We start from the raw sequence: 16,992 nt of genomic DNA, 5'->3' as shown, positions 1-16,992 counted from the left end.
GGTGAAGTGGCCCGGCACCGGTTCAGGCGTCCGGCGTCGTGGGCCGGGAGCCACGCAGGGTCCCCAGCCGGCGGCCGCTCCTCGGCGCGGCCTGCATCGTCCTTCGCGCCTGTCGCAGTGGTTCGGACAGCGAGTCCAGCGAGATCGCCCTGTCGTCGAGAATCTGCCGCAGTACGGTCTGGAAGCCCGACTGGACCTCCTGGATCTCGGACTTCGCGAGCCGCCGGGAGTTGTAGTTGAACCGCATGCTGAGCCGCTCGCCGTCCGGTTTGCCGTACAGGCAGAGGTCGAGTTGCGAGGTCTGCTTGGCGGGCGGCAGGAAACGCGTGAACTGGAAGGCACTCGAGAAGACCGGGTTCCGCCCGGGCCGGGCTTCTGCCTCGACCTGCTCGAGCAGCCGGGTGAAGGGGTAGCGGCTGTTCGCGTACGAGCCGATGCTCGTGCTCCGGGCTCGGCGCACGACGTCGTCGAAGGCGTCGGAGCCCGTCATCTTCATTCGGACGGGGAGCGGATTGACGAAGTTGCCGATCATTCCCTCCATGTCCTTGGTGTCGCGGCCGAAGAACGGGACGCACACGACGATGTCGTCGTCGCAGCTCAGGTCACGCAGTGCGACCACGAACGCGCTGAGCAGCAGGATGTGCAGCGTGACGTGCAGTTCCTTGGCGAGTGTTCTGAGGCCCTCGGTGATCTCGGCCTCGACACCGAATTCGAGCGTCTCGTTCACCACGTCGTCCGCGGGTGCGTCGTAGTCGCCGATCCGCAGCCTCGGCAGCGGGGCGGCCAGCTGATCGAGCCAGTACGCCTCCATGGACTTGCTCTGCGCGCCCGACAGCCATTGCTGCCGGCCCCGCACGAACGTGTCGAATGCCGTCGGGAGCGGTGCCAGCTGCGGTTCTTCGCCCGCCGCGCAGGACCGGTAGGAGAGCAGCAGCTCGCGCAGGAAGATGCTCATGCTGGTGCCGTCCGAGATGATGTGGTGCAGGTTCGCGAGGACGCAGTGGTGATCGGACGCAAGCCGGTAGATCTTCACCCGCACCGGCGGTGTACCGAGATCGTCGAAGGCGGTCGCGTTCTCGATCCGGATGATCCGGTCCAGCTCGGACTCGGGGTCGGCCGCGCCGGTCAGGTCGACGAGCGGCACGTCGAGGTCGTGAACGGGCAGTACGCGCTGGCGCGGGCCGTCCGCGGTGTCCTGGAAGGACAGCCTCAGCGCCTGGTGCCGGTCGACCAGGAAGGACACGGCCTTGCGGAAGGCCGAGACGTCCAGCGTTTCGTGGAGGTGATGCCACAGCGGCAGGTTCGAGTCCGCCCGGCTCTCCCCCAGTTGATGCTGGACCCACAGACCCTGCTGTACGTTCCACAGCTCGAACCAGGGCTGATCGTCCTGCCCGCCCTGGTCGCCCTCGCGGCCTTGGCCGCCCTGGTCGCCCTCGCCGCCTTTGCCGTTCTGGCCGCCCTCGCCGCCTTGGCCGTTCTGGCCGTTCCGGCCGTCGAAGCGCTCGGTCGTGCGCTGGGAGTCAGAGGCGCTGGACGCTCTGGCTTCGCCAGTCGTCGGCGTCACCGTCGCCGGGTTCAGCCGCTCCGCGGCCGGGCGGCCGGTGACCCGGTTCGAGGCCCTCGGCGTGCACGCCGAGGGAACGAGGATCCGGGAGGGGCGGGCGGACGCCGGTCCGGCGGACGCGTGGACACCCTCCAGGACTATGTGCGCGTAGGCCTCCCCGGCGCCGCAAGACCTGATGCCGGCGCGGCGCAGGGCGTCCCGCACGTCCCAAAGGTTCGGTTCACGCCGGACGTGGAACGGGGTCCGCGCAGAGTCGACGGCCCGGTTCCCCTCCGGTCGGGTCACGGGTTCGGCGGGCTCCGGCCGTGCGAGCTCTTCCTCGCAGACGCCGGCTGCGCGTAGCTCCTCGTCAGAGAGGAGACTTACCGCCTTCACGCCGTCACGAAGGTACTTCCAGAATTGATCGGAATCAGGCGCACCCGGGAAACGTTCCGCCACGTCGATTACGGCGACATCACTGAAGAATTCTTCAACGTCTTCGGCGACATCACGGGATTCTTCCACCTGGCCAACCAATCCATAGATCAACAGCTCGCGACAGACACACTGCGGGAGCGAACCGAGTAAGAAGAGAACAAGCAGGCGTCGAGGTTCGCGCATGTGACGCATCGTGAAGGTCGACGGGTCCCACCGGGAAGAAATGAACAGGGCTTCCGCAGGCGTTCGACAGGCAGAGCGCCGCCCTGCGCAGGAACACACCTACCTCGATTCCGCATACCAAGTGGGCGGCATAGCTCAGCCACTGTGGGACACATATTCTTACGGGAGATCCCCCCTGTCAACCCCCGAAAATCTGGCTCCGGCGGTCGCCGCAGCAAGGGAGTTGGCCATGTCCGCCCTGCCGCGGGCCATGCTGCGCGCACGGGCCGGACGGCCGACGTCAGCCACCCCGCCCTACCGATCGCGGCCACGATCGGGGCCGAGCGGAGAAGTCGGTCGCGGCGGAATGACGTATATCGCCCGGAGTCAATCGGTCGCCACGACATCGACTTCCTGGACCGATAGCGGACGTGCGCCATGAGATTCGGCAATCGCTCTGCAACCAGGTTTCCCGCGAGCCCAGTTGACGAGCGTGAGATACGCGACCCGGAGCCCGCCGTTATCCGGTGGTGGTGGATGCGCACTCCTGGGATGTATCGACGAGGGAGCCTGTTCACCTTCTCGTTCGTGCCGCGTCGCCAGTGACCCAGAGGCCGGCGAAGTAGATCCGCACGTCACGGATGAGCAGATCGACGGGCCTTCGAATTCGGCTGGGATACCGGGCGCGACGCGCAGGTGACGGCAGAACCGCAGGAATTGAGTCCCCCTTGGCCGGCTCGATGTGGCCGTAAAGCTTGTCCCGAAAAATGGCCCCGGGCGTCGGTCAGGCGCCGTACTCCGTCGTGACGGCGAGCATGTCGCGCGCCGCCGCCGGGCACGGCGTCCGGACGGCACGTCACAGCACAACAGACCAGGGGCGGTCCCGTCGGCGGCGCGCGAGGAGCCCTCTCGACCTCCGGGCCGGGTACCGGGCGGGAGGTCGCCGGTGATCACGCCACTCCCGCCGTGGGCCGCCCCCACCTCGGGCCGGTCGGCCTGTCGGCTACCCGTGCGTCCGGGAACCGGGGCCACGAGCCCCCCGATCGCCGTACCGTCCCGGCGGTCGATCGGTGAGCGTCGACCTGCCTCATGGTTTCGGCCGGCGGTGGAGATCAAACGAGCGCTTCGAACAAGTCACCCTTCAGGGAGCGTGAGACGAAGCCGTCGGGCCCGCTCGGCAGGTCGCCGACGACCGTGGTGCGATGGACGATTCGCTCCTCGTCGAACATGAGACCGTCCACCGGTCCGGCATGGGCCACGGCGCGGTTGTCCCACATGACCAGGGTGTCCTGCTCCCAGCGGACCCGGGCATGGATCTCGTCGCGCCCGGCGAGCTCGTCGAGGAGGAAATCGAGGAGGGCGGTGCTCTCGCGGGGCTTGAGACCACGAATCGCCTGCAGGAAGACGGCGCTGACGAACAGACTCCGCACCCCGGTCTCGGGATGGACGCGCACCAGAGGGTGGAGAGCGACGAAGGGGCCTCCCGGCTTGCCGTCGAAGCGGGGCGTCCGCGCGGGGTTGTTCCGGGAGTGGATGGCCTGCAGGGTGTCGAGGTACCCCCGGAGGGAAGGCGACAGGCCGGCGTAGAGCGCTTCAAGATTGGCGAAGAGGGTGTCGCCGCCCGTCGGGGGAATCTCCACGCCGCGAAGGATGGTGATGGAGGTGGGATTGGCCACGAACGTGCTGTCGATATGCCACTCGGTGCGCAGACGCCTGGGCGCGGTCCCATCCAGGGGGAGACCGAGGCCGCCCGCGGACTGGGCCAACCCCGGTCGATCCTCCGACAGTGCGGTTCGGAGCACGGCAGGCTCTTCGCGCAGCCCGTTCACGATGGGATGGGCGGCGGTGGCACCGCCGAGGGCGTCGGTCAGTGCGACGTGCTGTGCGTCGTTCATCGGCTGTTCGCGGAAAACGAGAACCTTGTAGCGGAGCAGGGCCTCGCGCAGGTCGGCAACAACGTCCGGCTTCAGAGCGGCAGCGAGGTCGACACCTTCCACCTCCGCACCGGTAATTGGTGTGAGAGGCCGAAAGCTGATTTCTGACACAAGTACCCCCAGGTATTGTGGCTATGCGATGAATCGGCGGCAGCCTACCCCAGGCTTCGTGCGGAATACAGCCTTCCGAACAGGACAAACAGTGCATTACCGAGGAATTCAAGGGGTTCACTCGTCGAGCACGTTTCGATCACGAAACGGACATCAACCCACGTACCGCCTTTCATGCCTCACGCCCGTACCATGGCCACCCGCGAATCCAGGCCAAGGTCTTGACACTACTCATCCCGCGCAATAGCATCATTTAACTCGATAGGCCTCGAACATAAGACTGGATACGGGGAAACGGAATGTCGAACGAAAAGTCCGATGACGTGATGTCGGTGGTTTCCGAGGAATTCGCTCCTCTCGAAGTCTCACCTGACAGTACTTTTGACGACCTCACAGCCGATTCCGTATCGCTGCTTCGCTTGATGGTGGCAATTCAGAGTAAATTTGATGTCGATCTGGATGTTGTCGACATGTTCACCGTGGGTAACGTCGGTGATCTGATTCAGCTCGTCGAAGAGCGAATGGATCGCAGAGGAGTCGCTCAGACGTAATCGGGCACCGACGGCGAACGGGCTCGGAAATGCGCGGAGCCGACGCTCCGCCGCGGTTTCCCTCGCATGCCCTCCTGCCGACGCCTCGGGATAATGTGCCCGCTTCGGGACAGTGCCTGATCGACGCCCCCGTTTCGGCGCGTGATGGCAGCAGCGGATCGAACGGATTCGGCGCCGACAACGCTTCCGCCTCCCGCTCGACCACGGCTCCACGCGGCGAATCCGCTGTCGGTGGCCCTGCCGTGGCTACGGTCGACATGCTTGACTGCGTGAGGCTGACAAAGGTAGCAACGGTATTAAGCGCCATCGATGATCGAGCTTCTGCGCAGGTGCTCACCGAGCCCTGAGAAGGGACGCTCGCTGAGTCCGGAAGCGCGATGCCGTAGCTGTTCGCCCGGCAGGCGGCCGATGCCGGCAAGGACAGCGGGGCGGATCCGGCTGCGGGCCGTGGAACGTTTCGTGGGCGGTGGGCAGGGGGAGCCACGGGGAGATCACTGCGGCGCCGCCGGTGAGTGCGTCGTGGACGGTGGTGGAGGGGACGGCGCCGACAGCGGCGTGAGCAAGGTGCCGAGGGGGCCTGGGCGCTGCTCGAGCGCCATGGTCGGCCCTGGCAGAAGCCGGGCCGACGAACGGGACGGGGGGGGCGATCATGCTGTGGAAGAAGGAGGGCCCGGCCCTGGGCCCAAGCGCCCCACGGCCGCTCGGGGAGCCCGTCCGACTTGCCACGAAGCTGCTCCCCCACGCTTTGGGCCTCGATCTGCGCGTAGTCATGTGCGCCCTGGTCACGCACGGAATCGACGCCTCGCGACCGCCGATGACGACCACCCGGCGAAGACCTCCACGGCGCCCCTCGCCAAGAGCGAGTACCGCCGGCACCGGGTCGATGGCCGCCTTACCCGGACCGGCCTGATCATGAACGACCGGCTCGGCGGGACACCGACATCACGAATCCAAATTCAGTAGCCACTGCCTGACCGTCAAAGGGGAAATCGTGACCGCGCGCCCAGATACGAAGTACTTCCTCTCGAGCTATATTTCGGCACCCGACAGTCTGTCAGTAATCGCACCGCGCCATGATCAGAACATTGCACTGTGGCGCAGTCGCGACTCCCGGGTCGAGCTGGTCAGGATATGGGAACTCGAGCGCTTCAGTGGACAGAAGCACCACTACTGGCCCCTCTTCACCGTGGACCGATACAATCGCGTGCTGACCGAACTGCTCGCGGCCGAGGGACTGTCCTTGGACGATGTGAACACGTCGTGGGGTACGCCCGGCCTGCCGCATCACTCGGAAATCAAGTTGCCGGCGGGCGCCGAGGACTTTCCGGTGCACAGTCTTTCCCACCTCTACAGCGGCCTCCTTCTCGACTCCGAAGTCTTTCGAAGTGAGACCATCATCGGACTGGCGGTGGACGGTCGCCCCGACTTCGGCCTCGACCGGACGGGCAAGAAATACTGGTATGCGGGATGCGTGTCCGACAAGGGCGACGTCGACTTCACAGCCGTCGAGTCACCGGCTCCCATCTATGATGCCGCCTCAGCCGAATTCGGCAAGGAGCCGGGTACTCTGATGGCCCTGGCGTCGGCGTGTACCACTGAAATCGCCTACGACATCGACACAGCGGTGCAGGAACTGCAGCTGTTCGGTGGCCGACGCATACCGTTGATCGATACGCTTCCGTTCGTTCAAGCCATCATACGTGCGGCTGAATCGCAACTGCCGTCGATGGAACTGGACAGCCGCTTCACCGCGCAGGAGCACCTGCAGTCCGCCGTCATGAAGATAGTCCAGACGGCTTGCGAGCTCGTCATGGTGCGAAACGTCGATCGGCTGCTCAGCTCGGGAGAGGTGGACCCGCGCGAGGCATACCTTTCTCTGAGCGGGGGGTTCGCTCTCAACTGCCCGACCAACTCCTTCCTTCTTCGCCGATACGGATTCAAGGGGCTTCTCGTCCCTCCCTGCGCCAATGACTCCGGTCAAGCGCTCGGGCTCGGCCTCCTCGGCCTCCTCGGCGCGGGCGAGATTCATGACGGCAATTTCCGTCTGAACGGCCCGTACCACGGATCCGAGCTGACCGATGTGGAAATCGCGTTGCGGCACTTCGACGACTTCGTCGAGGACGTCCAGGACTTCACCGACGCCCAGTTCGTCGAGGACCTGAGCCATGGGCCACTGGTGTGGGCGGACGGGGCGGCCGAGATCGGCCCAAGAGCGTTGGGCCATCGCAGCATCCTCGCCGATCCTCGTTCGTCTCGGTCGAAGGACCTGTTGAACGAGTACAAGAGCCGACAGTGGTGGCGTCCCGTTGCTCCGATCGTTCTGGAGGAACACACCGGCGAGTGGTTCGAGGATCCCTGGCCATCGCCCTACATGCTCGAGACGGCGTACGTCCACGAGTCCAAGCGCGACCTGGTTCCAGCGATTCTTCATCTCGACGACTCGGCGCGGCGTCAGACGTTGAACCAGGAGACGAACCCCCTGCTCTACCGCGCCATAGAGGCGTTCCGGCTGGGCACGGGGGTCCCGATCGTGTGCAACACGTCTCTGAACGACAAGGGCGAGCCGGTGGCCGACACGGCGGCACAAGCCCTGAACTTCGCCATCCGCAAGGGAATCCCCGTCGCCTACCTCGCCGGCCGCCGGGTCCGGTTGCGCGTCGACGCCGACAGCAGGGCCCTGGCCCCCGCACGCAGGCACCCTCGCCGCGAGGAGCTCTTCGCGAATCAGGAGCAGGACCGCGACTTGATCTGGGACTCCTGGGCGAAGCTGGGCTACAGCACCACGGCGATGGTCCTGATGTCCCGTTCCCCCGAGCTGCGCGATCAGGAGCTGGCGAAACCCGCGATGGTCAACCAGCTGGCCGACGTCGCGACCGCTCGGGACAAGAGCGGCACGCTCGCCCTCGCGGCGGACAAGCACGCCCGGATGTTCGGGCCGACCGCTGTCTTCGATCCCGAGTCACAGGAGGGGGCGGCCTTCTGAAGTCTCGGCGGGCACGCTGACGGCGAAGTCGCGGTCGGCCGGTACGCGGCCCGGCCCGACCCCGGTGCGGAGCAGTCGCCTGACAGCCGGATGCGCCGACCGGGCGGCGGCTGTGTGAAGAGGTGGCCCGGGCCGAGGCGGAAAGCGCCGCGGCGGCTCGGGAGGCCCTGCCGGTCCCCCGACGACGGGACCGGGCGGGTCAGGCAAACCTTCACGCGCCAGGGCTCGGGGCCGCATCCGGTGCGCACCGATGGCGGGCAACCAGGGTTCCGGACGGGCACCGCCAGCCGGACGGCCTGCTGCCCCGTCCTCCGCCATTCACCGGCTCGACCGACGAACGTACCGCCAGAACCGGCTTCGCAGCAGTATGGAGAGTCAGAGCAGTGAACACAGAATCGCTTTGGGCACGGACCTCCGACGTGGATTACATGAGTGAGGCCAGACGAGCCGATCATCCTTCGCACGCGGTCGTGACCGAGCGGCTCGCGGCGCTGCACTCAGGGGTGCCCTTCGAGCTGCTCGACTGCGGCGTGCTCTCCGGAGTCACGTACCGCCACCTGCTGCGGGCGGGCCTGGAAGTCGACTACACCGGCATCGACATCGGCGAGGCCGCCATCGCGGACTGCCGCGAAAGCCACCCCGAGGCGCGGTGGCAGCAGATGAGCGTCACCGACCTCGCCTTCCCCGACGACTCGTTCGACGTGGTGAACTGCCGCCACGTGCTGGAAAGCCTGCCCTACTACGAGACCGCCGTCCGCGAGCTCTTCCGAGTCACTCGCCGCACGGTGGCGATCTGCATGTTCCAGGTGCCGCGGGAGCCCGAGGCGCTGCTGCGCCGGGAGACGCCCAACGGCTACATCTGGCTCAACCGTTACGCCCCCGGTCCGTTCGAGGCGCTGCTGCACCAGCTGTCGGAGTCGGTCGAGATCATCGATGTCCCCGCCGACAACCGTCGGAATCAGGTCTACTTCTGCACCAAGCGATCCTCGTGACCGTGGCCACCTCCGGCAGGACAGACGACGTGTGTCCTCCCCTCGACCTTCTCAAGGCAGCCTCATGACACTCCCGCACCCCGCAACGCCTGTGACCGGTTCGGAAGGTGGCGGGCACCTCGCCGAGCTGCCCGGCACACCGGAACTACCTCTGGACCGGCCGCATCCGGCCTCGCGGGACCTCCGCGCCGACTCGGTGCCCTTCGTGGTGCCCGCCGCAGCGACGTCCGCGCTGCGGGAGCTGTGTGAGGCCTGTGGCGTGGGGCTCCCGGCGGCGTCCTTCGCCCTCTACCTGGCACTGCTCCAACGGTACGGCGGGCAGTCCGCGCTCGCGGTCGGCGTGTCCAACGGCGCCGGGGTGACCACCCCGGTCCGAGCCGATGTGGGAGGGAGCTTCCGCGAGCTCGTCCAGGTGGCGGACTCCCGACTGACGGAGGCCGAGGAGGCCCGTACTTCCACGCCCGTGCACCCTTGGCCGGGCTTCTCCTTCCGATCCGCACCGCGCGTGGCCCCTGGGGACACGTCGTGCGACCTGGATCTGCAGCTCTCCCACCTCGACGGCCGACTGACCGGCCACCTGGTGTTCGCGACCGATGTCCTCGATCCGTCCACCGCGCGCCGCGCGGTGGACCACCTGCTCCGACTGCTCGAAGGCGCGACGGCCGATCCGGACAGGCCGGTGGACGAACTCCCACTGCTCACCACTGAGGAGGAGGGCACCTTCGCGGCGCTGAACAGCGTCGTGGGCGAGCCGGCGGACCAGGGCTTCCACCAGCTCTTCGAGGCGCAGGCCGCCCGCACCCCCGATGTGATCGCGGTCCGCGCTGAGGGCGCCGCCCTCAGTTACCGGGAACTCAACTCCCGGGCAAACCAGTTGGCCCACCTGCTGCGCGCACACGGGGTCGGCCCCGAGGTGACCGTGGGCCTCTGCGCCGATCGCGACGTGCGGCTCATGGTGGCCGTGCTCGGCATCCTCAAGGCCGGTGGCGCGTACGTCCCGGTGGATCCGAGCGACCCCGCCGAGCGGCGGGACGGCATCCTCAGCGACGCGGCCGTGCGCCTCGTGGTGGCGACGGCCCCCCTCGGCACCGAGCACCAGGTGATCCGACTCGACGCGGACCTGGGCGTACTGGAGGGCAGCCCGACGGAGAACCTGACCTCCGATCGCTCGGCCTGCGCCGATGCCGCGTACCTGCTCTACACGTCCGGCTCGACCGGGAAGCCCAAGGGCGTGGTGATCGAACACCGGCAGCTCGTCAGCTACACCCGCGCCGCCATCCAGCGGCTCGGCATCGACGGACCGCTCAGCTTCGCGATGGTGCAGCCACTGACGGTGGACTCCAGCGTCACGGCCTTCGCCCCACCGCTGTGCACCGGCGGCGAGGTGCAGCTGATATCCCGCGCGAGTGCCCTGGACGCGGGGAGGTTGGCCGACTGGGTGCAGACCTGGGGGGTCGACTGCCTGAAGATCGCGCCCTCCCACCTCCGGGCCCTCCAGGCCTCCCCGCGCTTCGCCGAACTCCTGCCGCGCCGCCTGCTCGTGATCGGCGGCGAGGCCTCCGACTGGCGCTGGCTGAGCGCACTCCAACGCCTGGTGCCGCACTGCCGGGTCTTCAACCACTACGGCCCGACCGAGACCACCGTCGGCGTACTGACCCTCGCCGTGGCCGACCATCCGGACGCCGAGTGGGAGACCGCGCCCATCGGCGTTCCGCTGCCCGGCACCCAGGCGCACGTGGTGGACCTCGCAGGCCGTCCCACGCCAGTCGGCGTCGCCGGCGAACTGCTGATCGGCGGCGACAACCTCGGCCGTGGCTACCACCGCCGGGACGACCTCACCGCTGCTGCCTTCGTCCCCGACACCCTCGGGGGCCTGCCCGGCGGCCGCCTCTACCGCACCGGCGACATCGTCCGCCGCCTGGACGACGGGACGATCGCCTTCCTGGGGCGGCGCGACGACCAGATCAAGGTGCGTGGCTTCCGTGTCGCGCTGGGTGAGATCGAGGCCGCCCTGAAGAGCCACCCCGAGGTACGCCACGCCATCGCCGTCGTCCGCGAGGACACCCCCGGCGATCGGCGGGTGGTCGCCTACATCGAGCCGCGCGGACCCGAGTTCGCGACGGCCGGGCTGGAACGCCACCTGCGGACGCGGCTGTCGCCGCACATGATCCCGCAGTCGATGGTGACACTCGACCAGCTGCCGCTCTCCGGGCACGGCAAGGTCGACCGCAGCAAGCTGCCCCGGCCCGGGGAGCCTGCCGAAACCGCCACACCGCTGCCGCCGAGGAACGAGCTGGAGCGGCTGGTGGCGAGTGTGTGGAAGGAAGTCTTCCGCACCGAGACGGTCGGCACCGAACAGAACTTCTTCGACCTCGGCGGGCACTCCCTGCTCCTGGTCGAACTGCACCACCGGCTCCGGGCGGCGACCAGCCGGGAGATCGAACTGCTCGACCTGTTCCAGCACACCACCGTCCGGGCCCAGGCCGAGCTGCTCTCCCGGCAGAAGCAGGGGGCGGCACCCGCCACCACCCGCAGCAGGGGGGCGCAACAGAACGCCCTGTTGAAGCGCCGCCAACAGCAGCTGCAAGCGAAGCGAGGTCACCATGAGTGAGTACTCCCCCGAGCTCGGCCCCACCCTGGATGCCGAGCTGAGTTCCGAACCGGTCGATGAGTACTCCGAGTTCGACGACAGTCTCGACATCGCCATCGTCGGCATGGCCGGCCGCTTCCCCGGTGCCCGCACGGTCGAGGAGTACTGGAGCAACCTCAAGTCGGGCGTCTGCTCCGTCACCCGCTTCGAGGACGAGGAGCTCGCCACCCGGGGCGTGGACGCAGCCACCCGCGCCGACCCGAACTTCGTGGGCGCGGGCTACGTGCTGGCGGACAGCGAGAAGTTCGACGCCGCCTTCTTCGGCTACTCCCCGCGCGAGGCCGAACTCATGGACCCGCAGCACCGGGTGCTGCTCGAATGTGCCTGGACCGCGCTGGAGAGCTCCGGGCACGACGCCGAGCGCCACGACGGCCTGGTCGGCGTCTACGCGGGCACGGGCAACAACACCTATCTGCTCTTCAACATCGCCTCCCAGCCCGGCGCCGCGCAGATCCTCGGCGACAAGCAGACGGTGATCGGGAACCGGCCGGACTTCCTCGCCAGCCGGGTCTCCTACAAACTCGGTCTGGAGGGCCCCGCCCTCAACATCCAGTCCGCCTGCTCCACTTCTCTGGTGGCCGTGGTCGAAGCGTGCCAGGCCCTGCTGGCGTACCAGTGCGACACGGCGCTGGCCGGAGGTGTCGCCGTGGACGGGACCCGGAGCAAGGGTTACGTCTACCGTCCGGACGGCATCTTCTCGCCGGACGGCTACTGTCGCACCTTCGACGCACGTGCCCAGGGAACGGTGGGCGGCGACGGCGTCGGCATGGTCGTGCTCAAACGCCTCAAGGACGCGATCACCGACAACGACCACATCCACGCGGTCATCAAGGGCGCGGCACTGAACAACGACGGTTCCCGACGGGCCGGATTCAGCGCGCCCAGCGCCGCCACCCAGGCCCGCGCCATATCCACCGCGCTGGCGAACGCGGACGTACCGGCGGAGAGCATCGGCTACGTCGAGCTGCACGGGACTGCCACCATCCTCGGTGATCCGATAGAGTTCTCCGCGCTCACCTCGGCCTTCTCCGGTGTGGGCGAGCGCAGCTGCGCTCTGGGGTCGGCCAAGACCAACATCGGACACCTCGACTCCGCCGCCGGAGTCGCCGGACTGATCAAGACCGTGCTGTCCGTGGAGCACGGTCAGCTGGCGCCCACCCTGCACTTCGAGCGGCCCAACCCGCGGATCGGCCTGGCCGGTAGCCCGTTCTACGTCAACACCGAGCTGCTGCCGTGGCCCGAGGGCGATGGTCCGCGCCGCGCCGGAGTCAGCTCCTTCGGACTGGGTGGCACAAACGCCCACGTCATCCTCGAACAGGCCCCGGAACTGCCGCGCGGAACCGGGCCGGCTGACGGCGCCGAACAGTTGCTGGTCCTCTCCGCCAAGAGCCCGGAGGCCCTGGAAGCGGCCACCGACCAGCTGCACGACCACCTCAGGGCGCACCCCGAACTCGCGCTCGCGGACGTCGCCTTCACCCTCCAACAGGGCCGCCGGGCCTTCCCCTACCGGCGCACGCTGGTCGGCGGGAGCACCGAGGAGGTACTGGAGGCACTCGACGCACGCGACGACGGCCGCCTGCTCACCGCGACCGCGCCCGAGGCCGCACACCGGCCGGTGGCCTTCATGTTCACCGGGTTCGGCGCACAGTTTCCCGGCATGGCCCGCGATCTCTACGCCCAGGAGGCCGTGTTCAGGGCGGCGCTGGACAAGTGTGCGGGGCTGTTGGAGCCCCTGCTCGGCACGGACATCCGAGACATCGTCCTCACGGCCGACGAGTCAGAGGACGCCGCTCCCGGGCAGCAGCCCTTCGACTTCCGCCGCATGCTGCTCCAGCCGGAGCGCAGCGAGCACCCGCTCGACCAGCCACGCCTGGGCTACCCCGCGGTGTTCGCCCTCGAGTACGCGCTGGTCGAACTCTGGTCCGCCTGGGGGGTCGAGCCCGAGGTGATGATCGGTCACAGCCTCGGGGAGTACGTCGCTGCCTGCGTCGCCGGGGTCTTCTCCCTGCCTGACGCCCTGCGCCTGGTCGCGGAGCGCGCACGGCTGATCGAGGAGCAGGGCGAGGGCGCGATGCTGGCCGTGCCGCTGTCCGAGGAGGCGATCGCCCGTTACACCGGCTCGGACGTCTGCCTCGCCGCGGTCAACGGCCCGCAGACCTGCGTGCTCTCCGGCACCGTCGAGGCCATCGACCGGGTGGCCCGGGAACTGCTGGCCGACGACATCGCCACCCGCCGTCTGACCACGCGCTTCGCCTTCCACTCCCCGATGATGGATCCGGTCGTCGAGCCCTACGCGGAACTGGTCCGTTCGGTCAGGCTGAACGCTCCGGCAGTACCGTTCGTCTCCAACCTGACCGGCACCTGGATCACCGACCAGGAGGCCACCAGTCCCGAGTACTGGGCCCGGCACGTCCGGGAGAGTGTGCGGTTCGCGGACGGCCTGGGCACCCTGTGGTCGGTCCCGGACATCGCGATCGTCGAGATCGGCCCCGCGCCCACCCTGACCCCCGGAGCCCTCCAGCACCCCGCCGCGGCCGGCACCGACCGGGTCGTCGTCCCGTCACTGCTCGGCGCCTTCCGCGGGCAGAGCGACCGCGCCGCACTCCTGCGGGCCGCCGGACAGCTCTGGCTCGCCGGACGGGCACACCCCTTCCCGGTGCCGGCTGGCGTCAGGCGGGTGCCGCTCCCCGGCTACCCCTTCGAACGGCGCACGTACTGGCTCGAGCCCGGCGCCGCACAGCCGGGCGGCGGCTCGGCCCAGCAGCGGCGCGGCACCCTGCCGCAGTGGTTCTACGCTCCTTCCTGGCAGCGGCTCGCCGCCGCGCCGCCCCCCGCCGAGACGGACCTGGCCGCTCAGCGCTGGCTAGTCTTCGCGGACGAGACCGGTGTCGGACGCAGGCTCGCCGACCGGCTCGAAGGTCTCGGCGCCACCGTGCGCACGGTCGTCCAGGGAGCCGAGTGGCATCGCAAGAGCGACCGCGAGTACGTCCTCGACCCCGCCCGGCCGGACCACTTCCGGCGGCTCGCCGAAGCGCTGCGTGCGGAGGGGACCCTGCCCGGCCGAGTGGTGCACTGCTGGAGCGTCGGTGACGACGCCGACCGGGCGGACGCACCCGAGGACGTGCGGGCCCTGCTGCACCGCTCCTTCGACAGCCTGGTCCACTGGGTCCAGGCCACCGAGGCCGAGCTGATGACACAGGAGCAGCGCTGGGACGTGCTGTCCACCGAGGTCTACGCCGTCCTCGGGGATGAGCCGCTCTGCCCGCCCAAGGCCACCGTCCAGGGCCTGTGCAAGGTGCTGCCGCAGGAGTACCCCTCGCTCAGCTGCGTCCAGTTCGACCTGCGGGTCGACGGCCGGGAGGCCGTGCCCGGGCTGGTCGACCAGTTGCTGGCCGACCTCGCCGCCCCGCCCGGCGAACGCACGCTCGCGCTGCGCGGACGACACCGCTGGGCGCCCGCGTACGTGACCGGCGCGCCGCCCTCGCGCGGTGACTCGCCGGTCCGGACGGACGGGGTGTACCTGATCACCGGTGGCCTGGGGAAGATCGGCCTGCTGATGGCCCGTGCCCTTGCCGACCGGGCGAAGGTGCGCCTGGTGCTGCTCGGGCGGGCGGGCCTGCCGCCCCGGTCGAGCTGGGCCGATACGCAGCACCCGGAGGCCGTGCGGTCGGCGATCCGTGCCGTTGAGGAGATCGAGGCGCTCGGTTCCGAGGTCATGGTGACCGCGACGGACGTCTCCGACCTCGCGGCCATGCTCGCGTTGAAGGAACGCGTCCTGCGGGAGTTCGGGCCGGTCGACGGCGTGCTGCACTGCGCCGGTACGACCGGTACGGCGGCCCACCGGGAAGTCGCGGTACTGGGACCGGAGGAGGCCTCGTGGCACTTCGCCCCCAAGCTCTACGGCACCCAGGTACTGCACGAGGTCCTGGCCGACCAGCAGTTGGACTTCGCTGTCATCTGTTCCTCCATCGCCTCGCTGCTCGGCGGCCTCGGCTTCGGTGCGTACGCGGCCGCGAACGCCGCGCTCGACGCCTTCGCCCAGCGGCACCACAGTGCCGCCCTGCCCTGGACCAGCGTCAACTGGGAGGCCTGGTACTTCTCGCACGAGGACCGGGCGGACTCGGACCTCGGTTCCGCGGTACGTGAGTTGGCGCTCACTCCGGCCGAGGGGCGCCTGGTGGTGGACGGCATCCTGGATGCAGCCCCCCAGGCACAGATCGTCATCTCCACGGGTGATCTGACGTTGCGTCAGGAGCTGTGGTCCGACCCGGTCGCCGATGTACCGGCTCCGGCCCGGCGGCACGAGCGCCCCAACCTGCGGAACCCCTTCGTCGCACCGAGCGGCGAGACCGAACACCGGGTAGCGGACATCTGGCAGGAGTTGCTCGGCGTGGAGAGCGTAGGCGTGCAGGACAACTTCTTCGAACTGGGCGGCAGTTCGCTGCTGGGCCTCCAGGTCGTCCACCGACTGCGTCAGGAGCTGGCCGTGGCCGTACCGCTGACCATCGTCTACGAGGGTCCCACCGTGCGCACGCTCGGTGTCCTCATCGACAACCTCCGGGCCGCGCAGTGACGACAGCAGGCGGTGGTGTCGCGATCGTCGGGATGGCGGGGCGTTTCCCCGGTGCCGGGGACCTGACCGAGTTCTGGTCGAACCTGCGCGACGGTGTCGAGTCGATCGTCGCCCTGACCGACGAGGAGCTGACGGCGGCCGGAGTGCCGCCCGAGGTCTTCGACCGTCCGGACTACGTCAAGGCCACACCCGAGTTCTCAGGGAGTGACCTGTTCGACGCGGAGTTCTTCGGTTACACCGCCCGCGAGGCCGAGATCATGGACCCGCAGCACCGGCTCTTCCTGGAGACGGCGTGGGCGGCACTGGAGCACTCCGGTCACGACGCCGGCCAGTACGACGGCAGCATCGGTGTCTTCGGCGGCGCGGGCGCCAACCGCTACGTCCAGCACGTCTACTCGCACCGACAGGTCGTGGAGACCCTGGGCCAGACCCAGATCCTGGTGGCGAACGAACTCGGGTTCCTGGCCTCCCGGGTGTCGTACAAGCTTGACCTGAAGGGCCCCGCGGTCTCCCTGCGCACGGCTTGCTCGACCGCACTCGTGGCAGCGCACACGGCCTGCCGCAGCCTGCTCGCCGGTGAGTGCGACCTCGCCCTGTCCGGGGGTGTGCACGTCGACCCGAACCCGGGAACCGGCTACCTCTACCAGGAGGGGTCCTTCGTCTCCCCGGACGGGCACGTCCGCCCGTTCGACGCGGACGCCCGTGGCACGGTCTTCGGCACCGGCGTCGGTGTGGTGGCACTGAAACGGCTGGAGGACGCGCTGACCGACGGCGACACCATTCACGCCGTGATCAGGGGATCGGCCGTCAACAACGACGGCGCGGTCAAGGTCGGCTTCACCGCTCCGAGCGTGACGGGCCAGGCCGCGGTCGTCGCCGCCGCGCTCACCGACGCGGGCCTCACGCCCTCGGACATCGACTACATCGAGGCGCACGGCACGGGTACCTCGCTGGGTGACCCGATCGAGGTGCAGGCGTTGTCGCGGGCGTTCGGCGACACCGGACCCTGCGCCCTCGGCTCACTCAAGGGCAACGTCGGCCACCTCGACGCCGCC

8 protein-coding genes are annotated in these 16,992 nt (G+C 68.8%); 6 read left to right on the top strand and 2 right to left on the bottom strand.

The window, feature by feature from the left end:
• Window positions 1-22: 22 nt before the first annotated feature.
• Together JOC24_RS31050 and JOC24_RS31045 are read right to left on the bottom strand one after the other, a co-directional pair.
• A complete protein-coding gene (locus JOC24_RS31050) occupies window positions 23-2,164 on the bottom strand; it encodes a condensation domain-containing protein (protein WP_205023774.1) in 2,142 nt (713 codons plus the stop codon).
• A gap of 1,091 nt (window positions 2,165-3,255) precedes the next feature.
• Window positions 3,256-4,188 (bottom strand): TauD/TfdA dioxygenase family protein, encoded by a 933-nt coding sequence (locus tag JOC24_RS31045; RefSeq protein WP_205023773.1) that lies wholly within the window; start codon window positions 4,186-4,188, stop codon window positions 3,256-3,258.
• 299 nt (window positions 4,189-4,487) lie between these two features.
• Here JOC24_RS31045 and JOC24_RS31040 point away from each other — a divergent pair, with 299 nt between their 5' ends.
• The 6 genes from JOC24_RS31040 to JOC24_RS31015 all read left to right on the top strand — a co-directional run.
• Window positions 4,488-4,739 carry an acyl carrier protein gene (locus JOC24_RS31040; protein ID WP_205023772.1) on the top strand — a complete coding sequence of 84 codons (252 nt, stop codon included), beginning with the start codon at window positions 4,488-4,490 and terminating at the stop codon, window positions 4,737-4,739.
• A gap of 991 nt (window positions 4,740-5,730) precedes the next feature.
• Window positions 5,731-7,722 carry a carbamoyltransferase C-terminal domain-containing protein gene (locus JOC24_RS34090; RefSeq protein ID WP_205023771.1) on the top strand — a complete coding sequence of 664 codons (1,992 nt, stop codon included), beginning with the start codon at window positions 5,731-5,733 and terminating at the stop codon, window positions 7,720-7,722.
• Window positions 7,723-8,150: 428 nt separating this feature from the next.
• Window positions 8,151-8,714: a class I SAM-dependent methyltransferase gene (locus JOC24_RS31030; RefSeq protein WP_205023770.1), complete on the top strand. Its 564-nt coding sequence runs from the start codon at window positions 8,151-8,153 to the stop codon at window positions 8,712-8,714.
• A 64-nt stretch (window positions 8,715-8,778) separates the two neighbouring features.
• On the top strand, window positions 8,779-11,325 hold the full coding sequence (locus tag JOC24_RS31025; protein ID WP_205023769.1) for a non-ribosomal peptide synthetase: 2,547 nt from the start codon (window positions 8,779-8,781) through the stop codon (window positions 11,323-11,325).
• A complete protein-coding gene (locus JOC24_RS31020) occupies window positions 11,318-15,937 on the top strand; it encodes a type I polyketide synthase (RefSeq protein ID WP_205023768.1) in 4,620 nt (1,539 codons plus the stop codon). Before JOC24_RS31025 ends, JOC24_RS31020 begins: the two co-directional genes overlap by 8 nt.
• On the top strand, window positions 15,934-16,992 hold a 1,059-nt coding region (locus JOC24_RS31015), incomplete at its 3' end, for a beta-ketoacyl synthase N-terminal-like domain-containing protein (protein WP_205023767.1). The genes JOC24_RS31020 and JOC24_RS31015, both read left to right, overlap by 4 nt.

The organism is Streptomyces sp. HB132 (assembly GCF_016909575.1).
Taxonomy (GTDB): Bacteria; Actinomycetota; Actinomycetes; order Streptomycetales; family Streptomycetaceae; genus Streptomyces.
This window is presented reverse-complemented; position numbering and strand designations above follow the sequence as displayed.

Coding starts and splice junctions, on each gene's coding strand:
- JOC24_RS31050 (WP_205023774.1), bottom strand. CDS start 2,164: ATGCGCGAACCTCGACGCCTGCTTGTTCTCTTCTTACTCGGTTCGCTC.
- JOC24_RS31040 (WP_205023772.1), top strand. CDS start 4,488: ATGTCGAACGAAAAGTCCGATGACGTGATGTCGGTGGTTTCCGAGGAA.
- JOC24_RS31030 (WP_205023770.1), top strand. CDS start 8,151: ATGAGTGAGGCCAGACGAGCCGATCATCCTTCGCACGCGGTCGTGACC.
- JOC24_RS31025 (WP_205023769.1), top strand. CDS start 8,779: ATGACACTCCCGCACCCCGCAACGCCTGTGACCGGTTCGGAAGGTGGC.
- JOC24_RS31020 (WP_205023768.1), top strand. CDS start 11,318: ATGAGTGAGTACTCCCCCGAGCTCGGCCCCACCCTGGATGCCGAGCTG.